The organism is Pseudorhodoplanes sp. (assembly GCF_050250235.1).
Classification (GTDB): Bacteria; Pseudomonadota; Alphaproteobacteria; order Rhizobiales; family Xanthobacteraceae; genus Pseudorhodoplanes.
Genome location: NZ_JBFWPA010000041.1, coordinates 1 through 23,039 on the forward strand (window position 1 = coordinate 1; position 23,039 = coordinate 23,039).

Annotated in this window: 21 protein-coding genes; 13 read left to right on the top strand and 8 right to left on the bottom strand. The window is 63.4% G+C overall.

All coding sequences use genetic code 11. The annotated features are described in order from the left end of the window. Positions 1 to 152: 152 nt before the first annotated feature. From AB7F49_RS18220 to AB7F49_RS18235, 4 genes are all read left to right on the top strand, one after another. Positions 153 to 713, top strand: a complete 561-nt coding sequence (locus AB7F49_RS18220; RefSeq protein ID WP_428524862.1) for a LemA family protein — start codon at positions 153 to 155, stop codon at positions 711 to 713. After that, positions 710 to 2,638: a DUF2207 domain-containing protein gene (locus tag AB7F49_RS18225; RefSeq protein WP_428524864.1), complete on the top strand. Its 1,929-nt coding sequence runs from the start codon at positions 710 to 712 to the stop codon at positions 2,636 to 2,638. Before AB7F49_RS18220 ends, AB7F49_RS18225 begins: the two co-directional genes overlap by 4 nt. An 86-nt stretch (positions 2,639 to 2,724) precedes the next feature. Beyond that, positions 2,725 to 3,717 carry an acyl-CoA desaturase gene (locus tag AB7F49_RS18230; RefSeq protein WP_428524866.1) on the top strand — a complete coding sequence of 331 codons (993 nt, stop codon included), beginning with the start codon at positions 2,725 to 2,727 and terminating at the stop codon, positions 3,715 to 3,717. Positions 3,718 to 3,722: 5 nt separating this feature from the next. After that, positions 3,723 to 5,108, top strand: a complete 1,386-nt coding sequence (locus AB7F49_RS18235; RefSeq protein ID WP_428524868.1) for an SRPBCC family protein — start codon at positions 3,723 to 3,725, stop codon at positions 5,106 to 5,108. A 9-nt stretch (positions 5,109 to 5,117) separates the two neighbouring features. Here AB7F49_RS18235 and AB7F49_RS18240 read toward each other — a convergent pair whose 3' ends face one another. From AB7F49_RS18240 to dctP, 4 genes are all read right to left on the bottom strand, one after another. After that, a complete protein-coding gene (locus AB7F49_RS18240; RefSeq protein WP_428524870.1) occupies positions 5,118 to 5,582 on the bottom strand; it encodes a MarR family winged helix-turn-helix transcriptional regulator in 465 nt (154 codons plus the stop codon). After that, on the bottom strand, positions 5,579 to 6,898 hold the full coding sequence (locus AB7F49_RS18245; RefSeq protein ID WP_428524957.1) for a TRAP transporter large permease: 1,320 nt from the start codon (positions 6,896 to 6,898) through the stop codon (positions 5,579 to 5,581). Before AB7F49_RS18245 ends, AB7F49_RS18240 begins: the two co-directional genes overlap by 4 nt. 5 nt (positions 6,899 to 6,903) lie before the next feature. Beyond that, positions 6,904 to 7,416, bottom strand: coding sequence for a TRAP transporter small permease (locus AB7F49_RS18250; RefSeq protein WP_428524872.1), 513 nt, complete (start codon positions 7,414 to 7,416; stop codon positions 6,904 to 6,906). 130 nt (positions 7,417 to 7,546) lie between these two features. Then, positions 7,547 to 8,512, bottom strand: coding sequence for a TRAP transporter substrate-binding protein DctP (gene dctP, locus AB7F49_RS18255; RefSeq protein ID WP_428524874.1), 966 nt, complete (start codon positions 8,510 to 8,512; stop codon positions 7,547 to 7,549). A gap of 121 nt (positions 8,513 to 8,633) precedes the next feature. On the opposite strand from dctP, the gene AB7F49_RS18260 reads away from it, so the two are divergent. Beyond that, a complete protein-coding gene (locus AB7F49_RS18260) occupies positions 8,634 to 10,775 on the top strand; it encodes a thiamine pyrophosphate-dependent enzyme (RefSeq protein ID WP_428524876.1) in 2,142 nt (713 codons plus the stop codon). Beyond that, the gene (locus AB7F49_RS18265) at positions 10,772 to 12,298 is read left to right on the top strand and encodes an indolepyruvate oxidoreductase subunit beta family protein (protein ID WP_428524878.1); all 1,527 of its coding nucleotides are present in this window, start codon (positions 10,772 to 10,774) and stop codon (positions 12,296 to 12,298) included. Before AB7F49_RS18260 ends, AB7F49_RS18265 begins: the two co-directional genes overlap by 4 nt. A gap of 42 nt (positions 12,299 to 12,340) precedes the next feature. Here AB7F49_RS18265 and AB7F49_RS18270 read toward each other — a convergent pair whose 3' ends face one another. After that, entirely contained in the window at positions 12,341 to 13,498 is a 1,158-nt protein-coding gene (locus AB7F49_RS18270) for an energy transducer TonB (protein ID WP_428524880.1), read from the bottom strand. Positions 13,499 to 13,742: 244 nt separating this feature from the next. On the opposite strand from AB7F49_RS18270, the gene egtB reads away from it, so the two are divergent. The 3 genes from egtB (at position 13,743) to AB7F49_RS18285 (ending at position 16,937) form a co-directional block, all read left to right on the top strand. Then, positions 13,743 to 14,966 (top strand): ergothioneine biosynthesis protein EgtB, encoded by a 1,224-nt coding sequence (egtB, locus tag AB7F49_RS18275; protein WP_428524882.1) that lies wholly within the window; start codon positions 13,743 to 13,745, stop codon positions 14,964 to 14,966. Between the two features lie 3 nt (positions 14,967 to 14,969). Then, positions 14,970 to 15,965: an L-histidine N(alpha)-methyltransferase gene (gene egtD, locus AB7F49_RS18280; RefSeq protein WP_428524884.1), complete on the top strand. Its 996-nt coding sequence runs from the start codon at positions 14,970 to 14,972 to the stop codon at positions 15,963 to 15,965. A gap of 99 nt (positions 15,966 to 16,064) precedes the next feature. Further along, positions 16,065 to 16,937, top strand: a complete 873-nt coding sequence (locus AB7F49_RS18285) for a fumarylacetoacetate hydrolase family protein (RefSeq protein ID WP_428524886.1) — start codon at positions 16,065 to 16,067, stop codon at positions 16,935 to 16,937. Between the two features lie 172 nt (positions 16,938 to 17,109). Here the strand turns inward: AB7F49_RS18285 and AB7F49_RS18290 are convergent, their stop codons facing one another. Next, positions 17,110 to 17,952, bottom strand: a complete 843-nt coding sequence (locus AB7F49_RS18290; protein ID WP_428524888.1) for an IclR family transcriptional regulator — start codon at positions 17,950 to 17,952, stop codon at positions 17,110 to 17,112. A gap of 138 nt (positions 17,953 to 18,090) precedes the next feature. Here AB7F49_RS18290 and AB7F49_RS18295 point away from each other — a divergent pair, with 138 nt between their 5' ends. From AB7F49_RS18295 to AB7F49_RS18305, 3 genes are all read left to right on the top strand, one after another. Beyond that, positions 18,091 to 19,071 carry a Bug family tripartite tricarboxylate transporter substrate binding protein gene (locus AB7F49_RS18295; RefSeq protein WP_428524890.1) on the top strand — a complete coding sequence of 327 codons (981 nt, stop codon included), beginning with the start codon at positions 18,091 to 18,093 and terminating at the stop codon, positions 19,069 to 19,071. 139 nt (positions 19,072 to 19,210) lie between these two features. Then, the gene (locus tag AB7F49_RS18300) at positions 19,211 to 19,771 is read left to right on the top strand and encodes an NADPH-dependent FMN reductase (protein ID WP_428524892.1); all 561 of its coding nucleotides are present in this window, start codon (positions 19,211 to 19,213) and stop codon (positions 19,769 to 19,771) included. Positions 19,772 to 19,794: 23 nt separating this feature from the next. Next, positions 19,795 to 20,352: an NADPH-dependent FMN reductase gene (locus AB7F49_RS18305; RefSeq protein ID WP_428524894.1), complete on the top strand. Its 558-nt coding sequence runs from the start codon at positions 19,795 to 19,797 to the stop codon at positions 20,350 to 20,352. 2 nt (positions 20,353 to 20,354) lie between these two features. On the opposite strand, the gene AB7F49_RS18310 is transcribed toward AB7F49_RS18305, so the two are convergent. Further along, complete coding sequence (locus tag AB7F49_RS18310; RefSeq protein WP_428524896.1) at positions 20,355 to 21,467, bottom strand: NADH:flavin oxidoreductase/NADH oxidase; 1,113 nt, start codon at positions 21,465 to 21,467, stop codon at positions 20,355 to 20,357. A gap of 39 nt (positions 21,468 to 21,506) precedes the next feature. After that, positions 21,507 to 22,106 (bottom strand): nuclear transport factor 2 family protein, encoded by a 600-nt coding sequence (locus AB7F49_RS18315; protein WP_428524897.1) that lies wholly within the window; start codon positions 22,104 to 22,106, stop codon positions 21,507 to 21,509. A gap of 63 nt (positions 22,107 to 22,169) precedes the next feature. Here AB7F49_RS18315 and AB7F49_RS18320 point away from each other — a divergent pair, with 63 nt between their 5' ends. Then, complete coding sequence (locus AB7F49_RS18320) at positions 22,170 to 22,934, top strand: SDR family NAD(P)-dependent oxidoreductase (protein ID WP_428524899.1); 765 nt, start codon at positions 22,170 to 22,172, stop codon at positions 22,932 to 22,934. Positions 22,935 to 23,039 lie beyond the last annotated feature (105 nt).

Below are 23,039 nucleotides of genomic sequence, written 5' to 3' on the forward strand. Positions count from 1 at the left end.
ACCCGAAGCTGGGCCGCCTTCTGAGTGTGCGCTATTATGAATATGACGGCGGAAAACGGACGAAGCCGCGCATCGTCAGAATTCGCGTCAATCTTTCCGGTGAAGGATCGGTCCGGCTCGAACCCTGACCGGTCGCAAAAGGCCCGCTTGCAATGACCACTCTCGTTGCCGTCGTCATTGTCACCCTGCTGATTTACGCTGTCTGGATCTTCAACCGCCTGGTACGCGAGCGCAATCTCGTGCGTGAGGGGTGGAGCGGCATCGATGTGCAATTGCGGCGGCGCACCGATCTCGTGCCGGCTTTGGTCGAGACCGTGAAGGGCTATGCCGCGCACGAGCGCACGCTGTTCGAGGATGTCGCCGCGATCCGCGCCGCCAGCATCGCAGCGTCCAGCGTCAGGACCCAGGAGAATGCCGAACGCAGGCTCGAGGGCGCGCTGTCGAAGCTGATCGCGCTGCAGGAGGCGTATCCCAATCTGAAGGCCGACCAGAATTTTCTCAAGCTGCAGGAACAACTCGCCGAGATCGAGGATCAGCTGCAGATGGCGCGCCGCTACTACAACGGCTCGGTGCGCAATCTGAACATCGCGATCCAGTCGTTCCCGAACCTGCTGATCGCGCGACCGCTCGGCTTTGCGGAAGCGGATTTCTTCGAGGCTGACGACGCCGACGGTGCGACGCCCCGCGTGACATTCGAGCGGCCGGCGTCATGAGCATGATGCTTCGCGCGATTCTCGCTTCGGTCATGCTTGCGGCGACGTGCGTGCCGGTTTTGGCCGTCGAACGCATCCTGCATTTCATCAGCGATGTGAAGGTCGAGCGCAATTCCGACCTCACGGTCACGGAAACCATCCGGGTCCAGGCCGAAGGCCGTGAGATCCGGCGCGGAATTTTGCGCGATTTCCCCACCCGCTATGTCGGCCGCGATGGCCGCAGGGTCGAGGTTTCCCTTGAGGTGCTGTCGGTGACGCGCGACGGCAGCGCGGAAAATTACAGCACGGAGGGGCTGAGAAACGGAGTGCGCATCCGCATCGGCCGCGCCGATCGCAACGTGCCAACGGGTCCGAACACCTACGTCATTCGCTACCGCGTCACACGGATAGTCGGCTTCTTCGCAACCTTCGACGAACTCTACTGGAACGCGACTGGAACCGGCTGGACGCTCCCGATCGATGTTGCCGAAGCGCGCATCACCCTGCCGGAGCCCGTGAACTTCATCCAGACTGCGATCTATACCGGCCCGCAGGGCGCAACCGGCAAGAATGCCGCCATCGTGGAGCAGCGGCCGGGATTTATCGTCTTCCGTACCACGCGACCGCTGCCGGCGCGCAATGGACTGACCGTCGCCGCGGCATGGCCGAAAGGCATCGTCACGCCGCCGACCCAGACCCAACTTGCCCGATACTGGCTGTCGGACAATCTGCCGGCGGTGGTTGCCGGGATCGGACTGCTGGTGCTGCTCGGCTATTACGCCTTCGCCTGGATGAGAGTCGGGCGCGATCCGCGCGGCGGCACCGTGATCCCGCTCTTCGCGCCGCCGAAGGGCATGTCGGCACCGGCGGTTCGCTACGTGTACGAGATGGATTTCGACGATCGTGCCTTCAGCGCCGGCATTCTCGATCTCGCAGTGCATGGCGGTGTGAAGCTCAACGACACCGGAAAGCAGATGCAGCTCACGGAACTGCCGGGCGCGCGCGATGTGTCGCCGCCGGTCGCGATGATGGCGAACGAGCTGTTCCGTGGGAGCAAGACGCTGCTGCTCGACAACGTCAATCACGCAAAGATCGGTGCCGCAAAGACCGAACTGGAAGAGAGATTGAAGGCTCTCTACCTGAAGACCATGTTCACCAACAATTACGGCTGGTCGAGTGTCGGGCTCGTCCTGTGGTTCGCGTTCACCGGCGCGGTCGCGCTGTCGGTCTTCGTGAGCTACGGCGGCGAGCTCGGCGGGGCGATGCTGTTTGGCACCGCGTTCTCGGCCCCTGCTATCTCCGTGATGACAGCCTTTCTGCTCGGCCTTGTGACCGGCCGGACCGGAATTCTCACCTTCCTGTTCGGCTTTCTGTTCGCCGCGGCCTTCGCAATTGCCGGGCTCGCCGTGCTGCTCGGTGCAACCTACGAGGCAACCGGGTCCATATTCAGTCTCTACACGGTGGCGATGCTGATGCCGGTTCTGATCGCCCCGCTGGTCGCGCTGGCGTTCTACATTCTGAAGGCGCCGACCGTGCAGGGCCGCAAGGTCATGGATGAGATCGAGGGCTTCAAGCAGTATCTCGGAGTCGCCGAGGAAGACCGTCTGAACCACCTGCATCCGCCGGAAAAGACACCGGAATTGTTCGAGCGCTTTCTGCCCTATGCAGTCGCGCTCGACGTGGAAAACCGCTGGGCCGACCGCTTTGCCGGCGTGCTCGCAGCGGCGGCCGCCGCCGGCGCTGCGACCGCTGCGGCCTGGTATGTCGGCAGCCGCGATTCACAGACCGATTGGGGGAATTTCGCGAGCCGCGTCGGCGGCAGCCTCGCAAGCACGGTGGCGTCGGCGTCGACAGCGCCGGGATCGAGCGGCGGCGGATCGTCGGGTTCGGGTGGCGGCGGATCATCGGGCGGCGGTGGAGGCGGGGGCGGCGGCTCCGGGTGGTGACATTTTTCCGTGATTGCGGCTGTCGCGGCGAGACAGGCACGGAATCCGGATACACTGTTCTCTGCTAATGACGAGGAGAACAGCGCATGCAGCTCGTTCCCGGTTCGGAACGCATGTTCGCCGATGCTGCGACCGATCCGTGCGACGGCGTCGTGCGATGGGCTCCGGAGAAGTCCCTGTGGATCGGTGGCATGACGCTTGCCGCCCTGGTCTTCGGCCCGCCGACATTCACCTGGGATGCATTCCTGCTCTTTCTGGTCGCGAGCGGCTTCACGCTCTGCTTCGGCCATTCGGTCGGGATGCACCGCAAGCTGATCCATGACAGCTTCGAGTGCCCGCTCTGGCTCGAGCGGCTTTGCGTCTGGCTCGGTACTCTGGTCGGCATGGCGGGTCCGATCGGGATGATCCGGCTGCACGACTTTCGCGACTGGGCGCAACGGCAGCCGCGATGCCACGATTATTCGAAGCACAATGCGCCGTTCTTCCGCGATGCCTGGTGGCAGATGCATTGCCGGCTCGTGCTGAAGCATCCTCCGGACTTCCGGCTGGAGCAGAGGCTTGCTTGCGACTGGTTCTATGGTTTCGTCGAGCGCACCTGGATGTGGCAGCAGCTTCCGCTGGCGCTTCTTTTCTATGCCATCGGTGGCTGGCCCTGGGTGATCTGGGGCGTATGCGTGCGGGTCGCGGTTTGCGTCACCGGCCACTGGCTGATCGGGCATTACGCGCATCGCAAGGGCGCGCAGACCTGGGTGATCGACGGTGCGTCCGCGCAAGGCTTCAACGTTCCGCTCGCGGGCTTCATCAGCATGGGCGAGGCGTGGCACAACAACCATCACGCTTATCCCAACTCGGCGAAGATGGGACTTCATCCGGGCGAGACAGATCTCGGCTGGTGGCTGATCCGCGGCTTCGCGGCGGCCGGACTCGCATGGGATATCAAGACGCCGGACATGCTGCCGGAACGGGCGGGCTTGCGACGGGTGCAAGCCTGCGCGGCTCATTGCCGCGAAGGCGGGAATTCAGCTCTCCTGACCCTGGGGCCACGCCTTCACGGGGATGAACAAGACTTGAGCCAATGAATGTCATGATCAACCCATTCTCATTCAACGGTCCGATCGGCCGCATCACCTACGCGCTGTGGGCGCTGCCGATCTTCTTCGCGCAATACGGGGCTGGATGGCTCGCGGGCCATGCGCAAGGCGTTTCGATCAGCAATTATGATGTCTTCTACGCGTTTCCGCTGCGACTGCTTTTCGCGGACCAGGTCGGGCCCAAATTCGGCTATGCCTCGCAGTTTTTCTCGCTCCCGATGACGCTTGGCGGGCTTGCCTTCATGCTGCTGGCCTGCTGGACGCTCGCTGCGCTCACCTATCGCCGTGCGCTGCATGCCAGAGGCGGCGGCTGGCTTGCGGCGGCGGTGCTGATGCCGTTACTGCAACTCCCCGTCATCCTGGTCATGTGCGTGGTCCCGCCGCGCCAGCCGTCCGCGGAGCCGTTGCTGGATGCAGACCGCGAGCGCAAGATCGCGGGCTGGGGCGGCGCCGCGCAGGGCATGATCGCGGGCATCGCGCTGACGCTCGCTGCGGTCGCGTTGAGTGCGCTGGTTTTCGGCGCCTATGGCTACGGAATTTTTCTGGCGAGCCCGTTCGTGGTTGGCGGGATCACCGGCTATCTCGCGAACCGTGCCGTTCCCCTGAACGACCGCGAGACAAACCGAATCGTGTTTCGGACCGGCTTCTTTGCCTGTCTCGCACTCATGGTGACCGCGCTGGAAGGGATCGGCTGCCTGATCATGGCGGCGCCGCTCGCGGCCTTCGCCGCCATGCTGGGCGGGATCGTCGGCGGCGATGCGGCCCGGCGCAAGCGCGCCGGCCTCGTATCGAGTGTCGCCGTACTGCCGATCATCTTCGCGCTTGAAGCGGCATTTCCGCCCTCGCTCGTGTTCGGTACCGAGCAGACGATCGCCATCGCCGCATCCCCCGACCGGGTATGGAGCGCGATCGTGCGCATGGAGACCATCAAGGAGCCGATCGCGCTCATCCATCACATCGGGATCGCCTATCCGGTGCGCGGCCGGGTGTTCGGCGAAGGGGTCGGCGCGCTGCGCTACGGCGACTTCTCCACCGGCACCGCGGTCGAGCGGGTGACCGAGTGGGAGGTGAATCGCAAGCTCACCTTTGTGGTGCTCAGGGACATCCCGGGCTTGCGCGAACTGAGCCCGTATCGCCATGTTCATGCCCCACACGTTCACGGCTACTTCACGACGCGCGAAACGAGCTTTGAACTCATTCCGCGCGCAGACGGCGTCACCGAACTCGTCGAGCGCACCTCTCACGAATTGAGGCTCGACCCCGCCCTCTACTGGCTGCCATTCGCGCGCTTCATGGTCGACACCAACAATGCGCGTGTGCTGAGACATATCAAGGAGCAGGCGGAGCGCAGCATGGTGGCTTCCTCTCCCTCGCCCTGAGGAAAGCGGCTACGGCAGCAGCTTCACCTTGCGGTTCTTCATCATGCGCAGGAGCGCGCCCCGCAGGTCCTCGTATTCCCTGGCGCTGAATCCTTTCATCGCGGCGCGATATTCGGCAACCGCGAGCGGCCGCATCTTCTCGTAGACGGCGCGGCCCTTCGGCGTGATGAACAGGTGCACGTGGCGCGAGTCGGTCTTGCCGTTCTGGCGGGTCACGTAGCCGCGCCTTGCCAGCCTGGCCGCCAGCCGGCTCACGCTCGGCTGCGGGATCACCGTGGCTTCGGCAAGCTCGGTGAGGTTGGTGCCTTCATGCGCGGCGAGCACGGCCAGCACCCGCCAGTCCTGGAACGTGAAACCGCATTTGCGCAGATCTTCGGACAGATTCTGGTTCAGTCGCGCCACCAGCCGGTTCATCAGATACGGCAGCAGGTCGTCGAGATGCAGGTCGCCATTCCTGGCCGGACGGGAGGTCATGAGCTCAGCAGACTGGGCAGCCAGGTGGCAAGCGGCGGAAACAGGATGATGAGCAGCAGCACCAGCAGCCCGAACAGCACATAGGGCAGCGCCGCCATATAGATCTGGTTCATCGTGACCTCGGGCGGGGCGACACCCTTCATGGTGTAGAGCAGCAGCCCGAACGGCGGCGTCAGCAGACCGAGCTGCATGCAGATCAGGAAGATGATGCCGAACCAGATCGGATCGAAATGCAGCTGCGCCACGAGCGGCATGAAGAAGGGCAGCGTGATCAGCATCATGGAGACCTGATCGACGAAGCACCCAAGCACGAGCAGGATCAGGATCATGCCGATCAGAACCGTCATCGGAGCCAGCCCCTGTCCGGTGATCAGCCCGATGATGCCGTTGACCACCCCGGAAAAGCTCAGGACCTGCGCGAATGTCGTGGCGCCGACGATGATGAAGAGGATAATGCCGGAAATCGCGACGGTGCCGAGCAGCGACTGCATCAGATTTCGGAATGTCAGCCCGCGATAGCAGATCGCCGCGACGATGGTGCCGGCGGCGCCCAGGGCGGCGGCTTCCGTCGGTGTGGCCCAGCCAGCCGACATCGCGCCAACCACAAGGCCGAAGATCGAGAGCAGCGGCAGCACATAGAGCAGAAATGGACGCCAGCGCTCCCAGAAGGCGGGCGCGGCTTCCAGCGCCTCGGAAGGTGCCAGCTCCGGATTGATCGTGGCCCGCAGCGCGATATAGCCGACGAACAGGGCGCTCAGCATCAGACCTGGCACGATGCCGGCGATCAGCAGGCCCGAGATCGAAATGCCGGCAAGGCTTCCCAGCAGCACGGTGAGCGCCGAGGGCGGGATCAGCATGTCGACGCCGCCGATTCCCATGATCGGGCCGAGCGCCATTTTCGGATGATAGCCGCGCGCCAGCATGGTCGGCAGCATCAGCGAGCCAAGCAGCGCCGTGGTCGCGATGGTCGATCCCGAGATCGCCGAAAAGACGGTGCCGGCGACGATTGCGATGACGGCGAGGCGTCCCGGCACGCGGCGGATCAGCACCGCGAAGGCGTCGATCGCCTTCATCGCGACACCGGAATGGAACAGCACCTCGCCCATCAACACGAAAAACGGGATCGGCGTCAGAGCGAAGGCGGTGACCGACTGCACTGCATTGCGGTTGAACTGGACCAGTCCGTTTTCACCGCCGAGAAACAGCGCGGCGCCGACGATGTTGATCGCCAGAAACGCAAAGGCCACCGGCAAGCCGAATGACATGATCAGGATCAGGCCGCCGAACAGAATGATGGTCGCCTCGATCCACGGCATTGACGTCAAGCGACCGAGGTCGCCTCCTCGCGTTTCTCGCGATTCATGATGAGCCGGCGGAACCGGAAAACGAATTCGATCGACAGCAGGACGAAACAGACGGGCAGGGGCGCCAGCAGCCACCATTCCGGGAATACGAGATTCTTGATGGTGATCGAGCCGTTGCGCCATGCGTCGTAGGTCATGAGCGTGGCATAGCGAACCATCGTGACGCAGACGATGAGGCCCGCGATGTCGCCGATGGCTTCCATGATCAGGGCGACGCGCTTGGGCATCGCGGTCAGGATGAGATCGAGTCGCACATGCTGTCCGCGCCGCAGCAGCCAGGGTGCGGTCAGCACGGTGATCAGATACAGCGCGTATTCGGAGACTTCGTTCGCCCAAATGAATCCCATGCTGACGGTGTTGCGCAGGACGATGTCGCCGGTGACCACGAGCACCATGGCGAGCAGGATCAGCGCCGCGATCACGGCGAGGCCGTCGAGCAGCTTGCCATAGAGGTAGGAGAGGCGTTTCATCAAATGGGAACTCAGCGATGCTTCATTCTCCGCTCATTCCCGCGAAAGGCGGGAATCCAGTGCATTTGGCACCTGGGTCCCCGCCTTCGCGGCGACGAGCGGACAATGTCGTTTCGCGGCCGGCCGCAGCCTAGTTCCCGGCCAGTTCGCGCAGCTTCTTGCCGGTTTCCGGCGACTTGGCGATGACGGATTGCCAGGCGACGTCGTTGGCCTTTTTCAGGAAGTCCTGCGAGACCTGAGGACCAAAATCCAGCACCTGAATGCCGGCCTTGACCTGGCGCTCGTCCTCGGACTTGTTGATGGCGACATTCTCTGCGTCGAGGCTCTCCAGCCACAAGGCTGCGTCATTGAGGACCTTGCGCTGGGCGTCGTTCAGGCTCTTCCACTTGTCGAGATTGACGAGGACGTTGACTTCAGCGCCGTAGAAGCCGGGGTTAACGCGGAACTTGGTGGCCTTGTCCCAGCCCAGATCGAAGATGCCGCTGATCGGCCAGCCGTATCCGTCAACAACGCCGCGCTCGAGTGCGGTGTAAACCTCTCCAGGCGGGGTATTGATCGGCGTGCCCCCCAGTGCCTGCACAATATCGCGATACACCGGAGTGACGCGGATTTTCATCCCGGTCAGATCCATCTTGTCGATCTTCTTGTTGAGATAGATATGGAACGGGACGTTATGGAACTGGCGTGCGAGATATTGCGCGTTGAGCTTCTGGTTGTGGAGCTGGTTCAGATATTCCCAGGTGCCGTTCTTGCGCTGCTCCGACATCGGCTTGCTGACCAGCTTGAACCCGTCAGCCTCCGGCATCAGATTGGTATAGAAGGCGCCGGTGACGTTCGCCATGTCGACCACTCCGGTCCGCACCGCATTGCCGACCTCGAAGGGCGGCATCGCCCGGGGGCCACCGATATAGTTGATCTGGATGATGCCCTTGCCGTCCTTGTTCACCTTCTCGATGAATCGCTCGAAATTCTTGGAAAACTGGGTGCCCTCGGCGAACGAGGTGACCGCGCGCAGCGTGACTTCCTGTGCGGAGGCCAGCGAAATGGTCGCGGCGAATGCCAAACCGGTGACCGCTATGACTGTTCTGATGCCCATATTTTAGCTCCCGCTGGATGGCGTTACAGATTATATTCTTTTGAATATAATTGCCGGGCAGGCATCCGGAGTCAATTCGGAGCGAGCCGCAAGGCGCCGGCAAGACCGACGGGAAAAAGACATGGCCGAGCGATCGTTCAAGAAGGAAGTCGAGCAGCTCAAGCTCGGCGCAGGACAGGAATTCCGCGGCGAGGCGATCCTGTGTGTCACCAAGGCGTTGCTGCAGTCGGGCGTCTCCTATGTGTCCGGCTATCAGGGCGCGCCGATCTCGCACCTGATCGACGTGCTGAACGACGCTGAGCCGATGCTGAAGGAACTGGGCGTCCGCTTCGAATCGTCAGCCAACGAGGCGGCTGCCGCCGCGGCGCTGTCGGTCTCGGTGAGCTATCCGCTTCGGGGCGCCTGCACCTTCAAGGCACCGGTCGGCACCAATGTCGCCTCCGATGCGCTCGCCAATCTCTCTTCGGGCGGGGTCAAGGGCGGCGCGCTGATTATCGTCGGCGAGGATTACGGCGAGGGTTCCTCCATCATGCAGGAGCGCAGCCATGCCTTTGCGATGAAGTCGCAGATGTGGCTGCTCGATCCGCGGCCCAATGTGCAGACCATCGTCGACATGGTCGAGAAGGGCTTTCAGCTTTCTGAAATCAGCAACACCGCGGTGATGCTGCAGATGCGCATCCGCGCCTGCCACGTCTACGGCTCCTTCATTGCAAAGGACAATGTCCGGCCGGACTTCACGCGAATGGACGCGCTGAGCAACCCGGTGCGCGACATCACCCGCTATGCGCTGCCGCCGTTCACCTACGAGCACGAGAAGGAGAAGGTCGAGCAGCGCTGGCCCGCGGCCGTGAAGTTCATCGTCGACAACAAGATCAACGAATTCTTCGACGGTGAGGTTTCGGATGTCGGCATCGTCATGCAGGGCGGCATGTACAACAACACCCTGCGCGCGATGGAAATCCTCGGCCTCGCCGATATCTACGGCAACAGCCGGATACCGATCTATGTGCTGAACGCCACCTATCCGCTGGTCGATGCCGAGTTCGTGCGCTTCTGCGCCGGCAAGAAGGCGATCATGCTGATCGAGGAGGGCCAGCCGAATTTCATCGAGCAGGCCGTCAACACCATTCTCCGTCAGGCCGACCTGCAGACCAGGGTCGAAGGCAAGTCGGTGCTGCCGATGGCCGGCGAATATACCGGCGGTGTCCTCAAGGCGGGCGTGCAGAAATTCTGCACACTGCACCGCCCCGATCTGCTCGCGCCCGATGAGCCGATGCTGACCAACAAGAGTCTGCCGGCCGCGCTCGATACGCTCGGCACCAACGTGCAGGGGCGCCCGCCGTCGTTCTGCACCGGCTGTCCGGAGCGGCCGATCTTCTCGGCGATGAAACTCGTCCAGCAGGAGGTGGGCCCGCTGCATGTCAGCGCCGATATCGGCTGCCACACCTTTGCGGCGCTGCAGCCTTTCAATCTCGGTCAGGCCACCATGGGCTACGGTCTTGGCGGTGCCGGCGCGTCGCCATTGTCGGGAGAGGGCGGCAGGCGCCCGGTTGCGGTCGTGGGCGACGGCGGCTTCTGGCACAACGGGCTGGTGTCGAGTGTTGGCCATCAGGTCTTCAACAAGACCGACGGCGTGATGCTGATCGTGGACAACGGCTATGCCGCTGCGACCGGCGGTCAGGACATTCTGTCTTCTGCGGCCACCGTTGATACCCGCTCCACCCAGCACCCGATCGAGAAGGCGGTGCGCGGCGTCGGCGTGGAATGGGTGCGGCATATCACGCGTACCTACGACGTAGCCGGGATGCGCGACACCTTGCGCGAGGCGCTGACCACAGAGACCAAGGGGCCGAAGGTCATCATTGCCTCGTCCGAATGCATGCTGAACAAGCAGCGTCGCATCAAGCCGCTGCTGCGCGACGCGGTGAAGCGTGGCGAGCGCGTGGTACGTGATCGCTTCGGCGTCGATCCCGATACCTGCACCGGCGATCATTCCTGCATCCGGCTGTCGGGCTGTCCATCGCTCACGATCGCGCCCAATCCCGATCCGCTGCGGCGCGACCCGGTGACCAGGGTGATCGACACCTGTGTCGGCTGCGGCAATTGCGGCGAGGTCGCGCATGCCGCGGTGCTGTGCCCATCCTTCTATCAGGCCTCGATCATCGACAATCCGACCGGTTGGGACAAATTCAAACAGCGCATGCGCGATGCCGTGATAGGATTCTTCCAGCGCCGGCTGGAGCGCAAGGCGGTGACGGCATGAACACCCCGCTGGTCGATACCCGCGGCGCCGCGAAAGTGCGGCCGATCACCATCGCGATCCTCGCCATGGGTGGCGAGGGCGGCGGTGTGCTTGCCGACTGGATCATCGATCTCGCCGAGCATGGCGGCTATCTCGCGCAGATGACCTCGGTGCCGGGTGTCGCCCAGCGCACCGGCGCGACGGTCTATTATGTCGAGATTTTCCCGAAGGCGGCGGCACGCGATCAGAAGCCGGTGCTGGCACTGATGCCGGTCCCGGGCGATGTCGATATCGTGCTGGCCTCCGAACTGATGGAAGCCGGTCGTGCGATCACGCGCGGCTTCGTCACGCCCGACCGCACCACGCTGATCGCCTCGACCCACCGCGTCTATACGATGCTGGAGCGGCTTGCCCTGGCTGATGGCCGGGTCGATGCCACGGCGCTTCTGAAATCGACCGAGGAAGCATCCCGCCGCCTGCACGCCTTCGACATGGCAAGCATCGCGGATGCGACCGGCAGCCTGCTCAGCGCGGTCCTGTTCGGTGCGCTGGCGGGCTCCGGCACCTTGCCGTTCCAGCGGATGGCGTTCGAGGCAACCATCCGGCGCGGCGGGGTGGGGGTGGAGCCGAGCGTCCGCGCCTTCAATGCCGGCTTCGAGGCGGCGGCGTCCGGCAATGCGCCGATGCTGCCGGCCGCTCGGCCGTTCGACCCGCAGGCGCGCGACAATGCCGTGCAGTCGCTGGTTGCGCCGATCGATGATTCGTTGTCGATCGTGTCGCGTCCGATCGTCAGCGCCGGCTTGGTGCGTCTCGCCGATTACCAGGATCAGGACTACGCGAAGCTCTATCTGAAGCGCCTTGCCCCGGTGATCGAGATCGAGCAGGCGCGTCCCGGCAAACCGGACGAACTCCTGACCGAGGTGGCGCGCAACCTCGCGCTTGCCATGGCCTACGAGGATACGGTCCGCGTGGCCGAGTTGAAGATACGGTCGTCTCGCTTCGAGCGCGTTCGCAACGAGGTGAAGGTCAAGGAAGGCCAGCTTCTCGATATCGTGGAATACATGCATCCGCGCACGCAGGAGATCGCGGAGACGCTGCCGGCCGGACTGGGACGGTTCATTCTCAAGACATCATGGGTTCGCGGCATTGTCGACGTCTTCACCAGGAAGGGCCGCAAGGTGAAGACCTCGTCGATCCGGGGTTTTCTTCTGCTTTACATGGTCGCGAGCCTGAAGCCGCTGCGTCCGCGATCGCTCCGCTGGGTCGATGAGCAGAAGCGGCAGGACGAGTGGCTTGCGAAGGTGGTTGATACCGCGCGCGAGGATTATGCGCTCGCAATCGAGGTCGCCCATCTCATCGGTCTCGTCAAAGGCTATGGCGACACGCATGAGCGCGGCCGCGAGAAGTATGAGACGCTGATGGCGCTGATTCCCAGGCTGCGCGCGCGCGGCAATGCGGCCGCCGAGCTTGCGGGCCTGCGCAAGGCGGCGATGGCGGATGAATCCGGCGAGGGCCTGAAGAAGTCGCTTGCTGCTTTGACCTAGCACGCTCGGCCAGGACATTGCCGTTCAAGGACGATGCCGCCGCTATCGCCCTGTCCTTACATTGAAATTGACCGGCACCGTGATCGAGGCCTTGCCGTGGGGTGGCGGGGGGAATGGCGACGCGCGGCGCACCAGATCCTGGCTTTCGCGATCGAGGCTTGCATTTCCGGACGAACGGACCAGCCGCACCGATACCACCCGACCATCGGCACCGAGTGCGAAAGCGACGCTGGCGGTGCCGCCGATGCCACGCGACAGCGCGTCCGCCGGGTAGCGCTTGTTGCGTGCGAGATGCGCGGAGACCTGACTTGCCCAGTTGCGGATCTCGCGCGACGAGCCGACGCCAACGCCGCTTCGCGCTGCCGCCAATCGAGGAGGCGTGGGCCTCGATTGCTCGCGCGGCTCCTTGGCCGGTTCTTGCTTCGGCGGCTGACTTGCTGCGGGCTCTTCGACCGGTTTCGGCTCGTCAGGCTCCTGCGCTTTCGGTTCAGGTTCGACTTCTGCCGCGGCGGTGACCGCGGCCGGTTCCGGCTTGGCCGTCGCGGGCGCGGGTTCGGGTTCGGCAGCTTCGGTGGCAGGTTCAGGCTCGGCTGCCGCAGTCTGGGGCTCCTGTGGCTTCGGCTCTTCGCGCTTTTGTTCTTGGCGCGGGGGCTCATTCGCCTCGGTCTCGATACGCGGCCTGAGATCGGGCCTGGCTTGCTCCGTGGTTTCGGTCGGCGGCTGTATCGCCTCGGGGGCGCTTTCCGCGGGCGGTGACGGCGCGGATTCCGCCGGACTCGGGGTCTGTGCGGTTCCCGCCTCGCTCTGCCCGCCGAGTACGATCTCGACCGAAATCGAGTCGAGCGCCAGACTCTGGATCGGCGCAGGGTCGCGCAGAAACACCAGCACGAGCGCGAGATGGAGGAGCAGAACCGCTGCGGCAAACGCAGTCCACGGCACCCGGTCGCGCGAGGCCATGAAGGGCGCCGGCCGCTCCTTGTCGTCGATGGTTACCGCCGGCGCTTCGATCCCGCTCGCGTTGCGCCGATGCGACAAGACAATGACATTGGTCAGGTCCGCGCCTTCCAGTGAACCGGGTGCGGACGCAGGCGCCACCGCGCCGAGGCGGTCCGAAGGCCCGACTTTTGGCAGCGGCAGGGCGGTGGACTCGGCGGACTTCATTGCGCCAACCTGCGGCAACGGCGTTTTCCGATCAAGCATGCGATCGACGTCCGCTCCGGGGTGTGGTCATGCGAACGGTGCGCGGCCGATCCGCACAGGCGGCACGGCAGCGCCTGGCCGGCACCGGCAGATGCTGCCATCATATTGTTAATGTTCAGCTTTCCGTGCTTTTTGCACCGCCGCCCGTCACCCGGCCTTGGCGGAACTATTTTGTGGAAGCTTCATTGAGACACACCGGGGGGTGCACCATCTTAGGACCCCGGCCGGGGGAGCTTTCGGATCGATGCAATCATCTGCTTTGCACCACTTGATCACACCCGATCTGTCCCAGCGACGGCGCTGGCTCGAAGCGTTTCGCGTGGTGCGCGGCGAGACCGAGACGCGTGCCGCACGACTGTCGGCCGAGGACCAGATCGTGCAATCGATGGCAGATGCGAGCCCGACCAAGTGGCACCGCGCGCATGTCACGTGGTTCTTCGAGACCTTCCTGCTCGCCTCCCGCGCGCGCGACTATCGTATTTTCGACGAGCGTTTTCCGTTCCTGTTCAATTCGTATTACGTCGCCGCGGGTCCGCGCCACGCGCGTCCGCAGCGCGGTTTGATCACCCGTCCGAATGCGCAAGACGTTACTGCCTACCGCGCGCATGTCGATGCCGCCGTCGAACGGCTGATCGAGAACGCTGACGAGGCTACGGCGAACCGGATTTTTCCGATTCTGGAAATCGGACTTCACCACGAGCAACAGCACCAGGAATTGCTGCTCACCGACATTCTGCATGCGTTTGCGCAGAACCCCACGCATCCGGTCTATGACGAAGGCTGGGAAATGCCGGTGGCGCAGGCGGGCGAAGATTTCGCGGACATACCGCCCGGCATTCATCAGATCGGGCATGACGGAGAGGGCTTTCATTTCGACAACGAGGGCCCGCAGCATCGGGTGCTCACGCAGCCCGTGCGCATCGCCCGTGGCCTTGTCACGAATGCGCAATGGCTCGAATTCATGGCCGATCGCGGCTATGCCACGCCATCGCTCTGGCTCTCGGACGGCTGGGCAGCGCGCGAGACGGAGGACTGGCAGGCGCCGGGCTATTGGCGCGAGGTCGATGACGCCTGGCACGCGATGACGCTCGGGGGGCTGCGCAGGATCGATCCGGCAGCGCCGGTGATGCATGTCAGCTATTATGAGGCCGATGCCTTCGCGCGCTGGGCCGGCAAGGATCTGCCGACGGAAGCAGAATGGGAAATCGCCGCCCGTCACAAGCTGATCGATGACGCCTTCGGCATCGTGTGGCAATGGACCCGTAGCGCCTATCTGCCCTATCCGGGCTATCGCGCGCCGGAAGGTGCGATCGGTGAGTACAATGGAAAATTCATGATCAACCAGATGGTGCTGCGTGGCTCCTCGCTCGCAACTCCGGACGGGCACGCGCGGATTACCTACCGCAATTTCTTCCATCCGCCGGCACGCTGGCAATTCACCGGGCTCAGGCTCGCGGAGTATCTCTAGGACATGACACGCAAACCCGTGCTTGCGTCGCGTTTCGCGGCCGTCGCCGCCCGTGACGCAGAAACCGAAGCGTTCGCCCATGATGTGACCGCCGGCCTGTCGAATACGCCCAAGCGCATCCCGCCGAAATATTTCTATGACAGCGAGGGCTCGCGGCTGTTCGAGGAAATCACGCAGACCCCGGAATATTATCCGACCCGCAGCGAACACGAGATCCTGCGCCTGCAGGCCGGTGCGATCGTGCAGCATTTCCCGACCGGTGCGGCGCTGGTCGAATTTGGCAGCGGAGCCTGCATCAAGGTCCGTTTCCTGCTCGATGCGGCGAGGAAACTGAAGGCCTATGTCCCGGTCGACATTTCCGGTGATTTTCTCGCGGCGGAAGCGGCGGCGCTGCGCAAGGACTATCCCAATCTTGCGATTCTGCCGGTGGCGGCGGATTTCATGAAGCCGTTCGCGCTGCCGGACGCGGTCTCTGGCCTGCCAAAAATCGGATTTTTTCCGGGCTCGACGATCGGCAATTTCGAGCCGCATGAAGCGTGCACGTTCCTGCGCCATGCCGGGACGATTCTCGGGCGCGGTGCGGTGATGGTGGTTGGCGTTGACCTGATCAAGGACGAGGCGGTCCTGAACGCGGCCTATAACGATCGCGCCGGTGTGACCGCGCGGTTCAATCTCAATGTGCTGCGTCGGATCAATCGCGAGCTCGGAGGCAATTTCAAGCTCGCTGGCTTCGAGCATCACGCCTTCTATAACCGCGAGCGCAAGCGCGTCGAAATGCATCTTGCCAGTCGTCTGCGGCAGAAGGTGACGATCGCCGGATCGACCTTCGAATTCCGTGCCGGCGAGACCATCCACACCGAGAACAGCTACAAGTATACCCCTGAATCCTTCGCAGCGCTTGCGCGCGGGGCGGGCTGGTCGCTGCTCGACAACTGGACCGATGCGAAAGGAAATTTCGCGGTTTGCGCACTGGTATTGCCTGCCCTTTCGGACAGGTGAGCCGCCAACGAAAGGTTGGCGATCCGATCCCGACCGGCTAAACAACCGGCCCCGGACCTGCCGTCCGTGCGTCATTCCAGCCATCGGGATTTCCGTCACATGAAGATCGTCGGCTTCGAACTCGACAGACAACTGCATCTCGGCGTCGTGGAGGGCGACCAGGTCATCGACCTGCAGGCGGTCGATCCGAACATTCCTGCCGATCTCGGCGCCGTGCTGGCGCGCGCGGGTGGCGATCTGTCCGCCGTCGCCGATGCCGCGAAGAAGGCGCCCGCATCGGCGCGCCGCCCGCTCGACGGCATCAAGTACACCCTGCCGGTCGCCAATCCCGGCAAGATTGTCTGCCTTGGCCTGAACTATCTCGAGCACGCCAAGGAGGGCGGTCACCAGAAGCCGACTGCGCCGTCGATCTTCATCCGCTGCACCACCTCGCTGGTGCCGCACAACATGCCGATCATCCGGCCGTTCGCATCGGAGACGCTGGATTACGAATGCGAATTGCTGATCGTGATCGGCAAGAAGGCCAAGCATCTCACGATGGACAACGCCTATTCCTGCATTGCCGGCTATTCCTGCTTCAACGATGGCTCGATCCGGCAATTCCAGCGCCGCACCGCGCAATGGGACATGGGGAAGAATTTCGACATGACCGGCGGCTTCGGGCCCTGGATGGTGACGGCCGACGAATTGCCGCCCGGCGCGGTCGGCCTCAAGATCGAGACCCGGCTGAACGGCAACGTCCTGCAGTCCGACAATACCGCCAACATGATCTTTCCGGTGGCGGAGACGCTGGTCGATCTCACACAGGCGATGACGCTGATGCCGGGCGACGTGATCGTGACCGGCACGCCATCCGGCGTCGGTCATGCGCGCAAGCCGCCGCTGTGGATGAAGCACGGCGACGTCTGCGAGATCGACATCGAGGGTGTCGGCATCCTCGTCAATCCGATCGAGGACGAGAAGAAGCCCTGATGTAGGGCGCGGGCTCGCGACGCTTGTCATCGCGCCAGCGAAGGCCGGGCGGACCGGCCGGATTTGGCGCTCGGCATCGAGAACCGCCATGCGCAGGATCGACGTCGGTCTGCTTCGTCGCTCCGGCCGTGTCGGCGGCGTCGCGAATGGGCCGAGGTGGCGATCGGGAAGCTCAGTTTGACGGTGCGGCCTGCTTCCGGCCGCTCTGGCCTGGCATCGGCAAGTCCCGCTCCAGTGCATAGCCAGCGACAATTTCTTCGCGCAGGGCGTGGCTCAGCGCTGCGGCAGCGGAGCGAAGCGCGCGCCGGAAGACGGCATCTTGCGAGGCCGTAAATCGTGCCGTCGGTACCGCAAGATTGACCGTGCCCAGCAAATGTCCGTCCCTGGTCACTGCGGTGGAGATGCCGGTGATACCTGGCGTGAATTCTTCGTGCGAATAGGCGAAGCCGTCCTGTCTTGCGGCGCTGGCTTGCTTTCGCACGGCGCTCTTCGATTGCAGCGTTCGTGCGGTGATCCGCTGCAGATCGACCCGATCCAGGTAGGCGCCGAGTTCGGCATTGCTCATGCGCGACAGGACGATCTTTCCAGACGAAACCGCGTAGAGCGGCGCACGCTCACCGACTTTCATCGTAAACGTCAAGGCTTGGCGGCCTGTCGCAGTGGCGACCGCTTCGACGCTGTCGCCGGCCCAGATATTGAAGCCGGACGTCTCGTTCAGAACGTCACTCAGCGATTGCAGATGCGGCAGGACGATCGCTGTGAGTGTCGGACCTTGCAGCCTTGCGGCCAGTTTCCCGACGCGCTGGCCAAGCCGATAGCGCCCGCCGGACCCATCCTGCTCCAGATAGCCGCGCGTCAGCAGATTGTTCAGCAGGTGAAACAGGCTGCTGCGCGGAACGCCAAGATCGGCCAGCAGACGGGAGAAGGTGGGCGGTTCTGTCGCATCCGCCACATACTCCAGAATATCGAGCGCCCGGTTGGCCGACTTGACAGCTGCGTCTGACTTCGGTTTCATTTTGTGAATTAGTTCATGGATGTGAACTAGGGTCAAGATCGTCGATCACGCGTGCGGCAATACTGGCCGAAACGCCGTCGAAGCCTCGCGTGCACAAGCACGCGACTTTTCAACAACGAAAAACAGGGAGGATCGGGAATGGGTCTGAAAACGTGGCTGGCGGCGGCAACGATAGGTCTGGGCGTGGCAACGACCGTGACGGGAACGGCCGTTTCACAGGAATGGCCTTCGCGCAATGTGAAGTTTCTCGTGCCCTACGGGCCCGGCGGCGGCACCGATATCGTGAGCCGTATCATCGCGCAGCAATTGCAGGAGACACTCGGCCAGAATTTCGTGGTCGAGAACAAGCCGGGCGCCGGCTCGACCCTCGGTGCGGACAGTGTCGCGAAAGCGGAGAAGGATGGCTACACCGTCCTCGTGCTCAGCAACGCCCACGCGGTGGCCGGCGCGCTTTACAAGAAACTGCCCTATGATTCGGTGAAGAGCTTCGAGATGGCGACGCAGATCGGCACCGTGCCGCTGCTCCTGGTGTCTTCGCCCAAATTCGAGGCCAGGGACGTCAAAGACGTTGTTGCGAAAGCCAAGGCGAGCCCGGGAAAATATAACTACAGCGCGGCTGGCGGGGTCGGCACCACGCAGCATTTCGCAGGCGAGTTGTTCCGGGTGCTGTCCGGCACCGACATCAAGCACATTCCCTACAAGACCACGCCGGACGTCGTGACATCCCTGATGCAGAACGACACGCAGATCAGCTTCGAACTTCTGCCGGCGGTGCGCGGGCAGATTGCGTCCGGAAATCTGAAGGCGCTCGCGGTGACGTCGTCGGAGCGCAATCCGGCCTACCCGGACCTGCCGACGCTCGCCGAGGCCGGCGTGCCCGGCTACAACGTCACAAGCTGGTACGGCTTCGCCATGCCGGCCGGCACCCCGAAACCGATCGTCGACAAATTCACCAAGGCGGTGCACCAGGTTCTCGCCAAGGACGAGGTGAAACAGGCGATCGCCAAGACCGGCATTGTGGTCAAGACCTCGACCAACGAGGAACTGACCAAGCATGTAGCCTCCGAGATCGCCAAATGGAGCGATCTGATGAAGAAGGCAGGTATCGAACAGCGCTGAGCGCCCCGCCACCTCGAAGCAAGGGCCGGCACCGTGCCGGTCCTTGTCGCTCGCGCGGGTGACTTTTGCACGCGGCGCCGCTATCAAGCGCCGGGCCGGGCAGCCAATGTCTGCGACCGAGCGTCAAGAGGTATATCAGATGTCGAATGTGATCACAATTTGCGGCAGCCTGCGCAAGGGCTCGTTCAACCGCATGCTGGCGAATGTGCTGCCCTCGCTTGCGCCCTCGGGGATGACGATCAAGGCATCGCCCTCGATCGAGATGCCGCTTTACAATGCTGACGTCCAGGCTGAAGGCTTTCCGGCGGCGGCCACTGCGCTTGCGGATGCGATCAGCGCGGCTGACGGGGTGATCATGGTTACGCCGGAATATAACTACTCGCTTCCGGGCGGATTGAAGAACGCGATCGACTGGGTTTCGCGGATGAAGGACCAGCCGTTTGCCTACAAGCCGGTCTGCCTGCAATCGGCGTCCATGGGACCGCTCGGCGGCGCCCGCATGCAGTATCATGCGCGCACGATCATGGTGTTCCTCGACGCCTTCGTCTTCAACAAGCCGGAAATCTTCGTCGGCGCGGCGCAGACCAAGTTCGACGACAAGACCGGGGAACTGAAGGACGAAGCCACCCGCACCATCATCAAGCAGCAGCTCGAAGGCTTCGAGAAATTCATCGAGCGCCACAAGGCCCACAAGGCGTAAATCGCAGGGTGGGGGGGATGGTCATGGCCGGCAACGCACTGAGTGTCGTGTCGATCTGCGGCAGCCTGCGCAAGGGCTCCTACAATGCGGGGCTTGCGCGCATGCTGCCGAGGCTCGCGCCGGCGGAGATGACGATCATGCCGGCGCCGCCATTCGATGGCTTCCCGCATTATAACCACGATCTCGGCGTGCCGGCCGATGTCGTCGCGTTTGCGGACGCCGTGCGGGCGGCGGACGGCGTCATCATCGTGTCGCCGGAATACAACTGGACCATTCCGGGCGGGCTGAAGAACGCGCTCGACTGGGTTTCACGGCTCAAGGAGCAGCCGTTCAAGGACAAGCCGGTTGCATTGCAATCGGCCTCGACCGGGCTTCTCGGCGCATCGCGCATGCAATATCACCTGCGCCAGTCTCTGGCCGGCATCGACGCGCTCGTGTTCGTCAAGCCGGAAGTGACGCTCACCTTCGCCAAGGAGAAATTCGACGAGGCCACCGTCGAGCTGAAGGATCAGGCATCGATCGATCTCGTGAAGCAGCAGCTTGCCGAATTTGCCAATTTCGTGCGGCGGGTGCGGATATAGCTTTAGCCCGCCTTCGCCCTGTTCGGAAACACCTGCGGCCGCATCGACGGATGGGCCGCCCGGCCGCGCGGCGGATATTCGGTCTCGACCCCGAGTTCCTCCGCGGCGTGCCAGGCCCAGCGCGGATCGTACATCGCACCGCGCGCGATCGCGATCAGGTCGGCCATCCCCGATGCCACGATTTCCTCGGCCTGTCGCGCCTGCGTGATCAGCCCGACCGTCATGGTCGGGATATCGGCCTCGCGCCGGACCTTCCCGGCAAAGGGTGCATTGTAGCCCGGTGCAAACGGGATCTGCTGGCGCAGATCGACCTGGCCGCTCGATACGTCGACGTAATCGCAGCCCAGCTTTTTCAACTCTTTGGCATAGGCGACGGTGTCCTCGATCGTACTGCCGCCCTCGACCCAGTCGACCGCCGAAATGCGGATGCCCATCGGCTTGTCCTTCGGCCACACCGCACGGCAGGCGGCGAACACCTCCAGCGGATAGCGGATACGCTTTTCGAGCGAGCCGCCATACTCGTCGCTGCGCTGGTTGGCCAGCGGCGAGAAGAATTCGCTTAGCAGATAGCCATGGCCGCCATGGATCTCGACCAGGTCATAGCCGATGCGGTCGGCGCGCTGGACCGCGCTGACGAATTCCTCGGTAACCTGTTTCATGTCGGCTTTGGTCATCTCGCGCGGGACGGGCCAGCCCTCGCCGAACGGGATCGCGGAGGGTCCGAGCGTTTGCCAGGCGCCCTCGTCCTCCGTGAGCGGCTTGCCGCCCTGACCCGGCGGATTGGTCGAACCCTTGCGGCCGGCATGACCGATCTGGATACCCTGCTTCGCAATACCGACCGACCTGCAAAAATCGATGACACGCTTCAGCGCCTTCTCGTTGTCGTCGGAATAGAGGCCGGCGCATTTCTGGCTGATACGCCCGATCCGGCTCACCATGGTCATCTCGGTCATCACCAGGGCGGCGGCGCCGAGCGAGAAGCTGCCGAGATGCTGGATGTGCCAGTCGGTCGCGGAGCCATCTTCCGATGCGTATTGACACATGGGCGAGACGACCACGCGGTTCGGCAGCGTCAGCCCGCGCATGGTGAAGGGTGAGAACAGAGCGGAAGCCATCGCGGAAACGTCCTCTGATTGCGGTGGGCCCTAACGAGATCAAAGTGACAGGCCTGCGAGCCAGTCCTTGCCGCGGGCATACAGCGCCTCGATTTCCGGCCCGTCCAGACCCGGCATGTCGCGCTTTACCTTGTAGCCGATCTTGTGCTGCAGATAGGCAAGGTGCCGGTAGCCCTCCGGATAGAGTCCCAGGATGTCCTGATCGAGCGTGAGGGTCGCGGACGGATCGACCGGATCGCATCGGTCCATTTCGTAGATCGGCTGGCGCAGGACGAAGCCCCATTTGCTGAACCGCTTCTCCAGAAAATCGTAGAATCGACCGGTGCAGACCACGTCGCACAGCACGCCATCAACCGGTCCGCGCTGCGAGATCGTCATCTTCGTCTGCGCGATGGCCCGGTTCGCGTTGATCTCGATTCTCATGCCACCGAGGAAGTGCAGAATACGTACGCCCTTCTCGTAACCCTCCTGGCTCACCTTGATAAATTCGTCGCAAGAGCCTTGAAACCAGGTGGCCTGCATCACGCCGTCATCGTGCCAGACTTTGCGAAACTCATCCCATAGCCGTGCGTCGCGCAACACGGCCCAGTTCTCGATAAGGTCGCGGATGGCGGATCGGTCCTCGGTTTCAGCGGTCATATTGCCCTTTCTTGCGGCGGCGGTGCATAAATCCCGGCGCACTTATTAGGGAACGAGAGTGACATGGCAAGACTGGCAGGGCGGACCGCGATCGTTACGGGCGGCGCAAAGGGGATCGGACGGCATTATTCCGAGGCTTTGGCCGCCGAGGGCGCCGGTGTCGTGATCGCCGACATTTCGGGGGGCGAGGAGGCGGCGGCCGAGATCGCGTCCCGCCACGGCGCCAATGCGACGATGAGCGTCACCTGCGACGTCAGCCGCGAGGACCAGGTCAAGGCGCTGATGGACAGGACGATCGAGCGGTTCGGCAAGATCGATATTCTGGTCAACAACGCGGCCCTGTTCGCCCCGCTGCATCACACCAGGGTGCAGGACATCGACGTCGAGCTGTGGGACAAGGTGTTTGCCGTCAATGTGCGCGGCTCGTTTCTGACCGCCAAGCATGCGGTCCCGCACATGATCGCGAAGAAATACGGCAAGATTGTTAATATCGGTTCCGGCACGGTCTACAAGGGGCTGCCCGGCATGCTGCATTACACCGCTTCCAAGGGTGCGATTGCGACCTTCACGCGCACGCTATCGCGCGAGCTTGGCGAGCACGGGATTTGCGTGAACACCCTCTCGCCCGGGCTGGTGATGAGCGAGACGCTGGTGGCCAGCGGCACCCATGACGAGGCCCTGAAGGCGCGGGTGGTCGGCAGCCGTGCCTTCAAGCGCGACCAGTTCCCGCAGGATCTGATCGGCGCGCTGATCTTTCTGGCGTCTTCCGACAGCGACTTCGTGACCGGCCAGACCATTGCGGTGGATGGCGGCTCGGTGAATACCTGAAAATCGAAGGCGGCCCGCCGAGCGCTATCCGCCCTGTTTTACCCGCCTGGTGAAAAGACCGAATGGCAGATATGCCGCACGGGGCGGCCTCTAGGATCAGGGCCG

What these genes read in the sequence shown, in the direction of transcription:
- AB7F49_RS18220 (WP_428524862.1), top strand. Translation starts at nt 153, where the DNA reads ATGACCACTCTCGTTGCCGTCGTCATTGTCACCCTGCTGATTTACGCT.
- AB7F49_RS18225 (WP_428524864.1), top strand. Translation starts at nt 710, where the DNA reads ATGAGCATGATGCTTCGCGCGATTCTCGCTTCGGTCATGCTTGCGGCG.
- AB7F49_RS18230 (WP_428524866.1), top strand. Translation starts at nt 2,725, where the DNA reads ATGCAGCTCGTTCCCGGTTCGGAACGCATGTTCGCCGATGCTGCGACC.
- AB7F49_RS18235 (WP_428524868.1), top strand. Translation starts at nt 3,723, where the DNA reads ATGATCAACCCATTCTCATTCAACGGTCCGATCGGCCGCATCACCTAC.
- AB7F49_RS18240 (WP_428524870.1), bottom strand. Translation starts at nt 5,582, where the DNA reads ATGACCTCCCGTCCGGCCAGGAATGGCGACCTGCATCTCGACGACCTG.
- AB7F49_RS18245 (WP_428524957.1), bottom strand. Translation starts at nt 6,898, where the DNA reads ATGCCGTGGATCGAGGCGACCATCATTCTGTTCGGCGGCCTGATCCTG.
- AB7F49_RS18250 (WP_428524872.1), bottom strand. Translation starts at nt 7,416, where the DNA reads ATGAAACGCCTCTCCTACCTCTATGGCAAGCTGCTCGACGGCCTCGCC.
- dctP (WP_428524874.1), bottom strand. Translation starts at nt 8,512, where the DNA reads ATGGGCATCAGAACAGTCATAGCGGTCACCGGTTTGGCATTCGCCGCG.
- AB7F49_RS18260 (WP_428524876.1), top strand. Translation starts at nt 8,634, where the DNA reads ATGGCCGAGCGATCGTTCAAGAAGGAAGTCGAGCAGCTCAAGCTCGGC.
- AB7F49_RS18265 (WP_428524878.1), top strand. Translation starts at nt 10,772, where the DNA reads ATGAACACCCCGCTGGTCGATACCCGCGGCGCCGCGAAAGTGCGGCCG.
- AB7F49_RS18270 (WP_428524880.1), bottom strand. Translation starts at nt 13,498, where the DNA reads ATGCTTGATCGGAAAACGCCGTTGCCGCAGGTTGGCGCAATGAAGTCC.
- egtB (WP_428524882.1), top strand. Translation starts at nt 13,743, where the DNA reads ATGCAATCATCTGCTTTGCACCACTTGATCACACCCGATCTGTCCCAG.
- egtD (WP_428524884.1), top strand. Translation starts at nt 14,970, where the DNA reads ATGACACGCAAACCCGTGCTTGCGTCGCGTTTCGCGGCCGTCGCCGCC.
- AB7F49_RS18285 (WP_428524886.1), top strand. Translation starts at nt 16,065, where the DNA reads ATGAAGATCGTCGGCTTCGAACTCGACAGACAACTGCATCTCGGCGTC.
- AB7F49_RS18290 (WP_428524888.1), bottom strand. Translation starts at nt 17,952, where the DNA reads ATGAAACCGAAGTCAGACGCAGCTGTCAAGTCGGCCAACCGGGCGCTC.
- AB7F49_RS18295 (WP_428524890.1), top strand. Translation starts at nt 18,091, where the DNA reads ATGGGTCTGAAAACGTGGCTGGCGGCGGCAACGATAGGTCTGGGCGTG.
- AB7F49_RS18300 (WP_428524892.1), top strand. Translation starts at nt 19,211, where the DNA reads ATGTCGAATGTGATCACAATTTGCGGCAGCCTGCGCAAGGGCTCGTTC.
- AB7F49_RS18305 (WP_428524894.1), top strand. Translation starts at nt 19,795, where the DNA reads ATGGCCGGCAACGCACTGAGTGTCGTGTCGATCTGCGGCAGCCTGCGC.
- AB7F49_RS18310 (WP_428524896.1), bottom strand. Translation starts at nt 21,467, where the DNA reads ATGGCTTCCGCTCTGTTCTCACCCTTCACCATGCGCGGGCTGACGCTG.
- AB7F49_RS18315 (WP_428524897.1), bottom strand. Translation starts at nt 22,106, where the DNA reads ATGACCGCTGAAACCGAGGACCGATCCGCCATCCGCGACCTTATCGAG.
- AB7F49_RS18320 (WP_428524899.1), top strand. Translation starts at nt 22,170, where the DNA reads ATGGCAAGACTGGCAGGGCGGACCGCGATCGTTACGGGCGGCGCAAAG.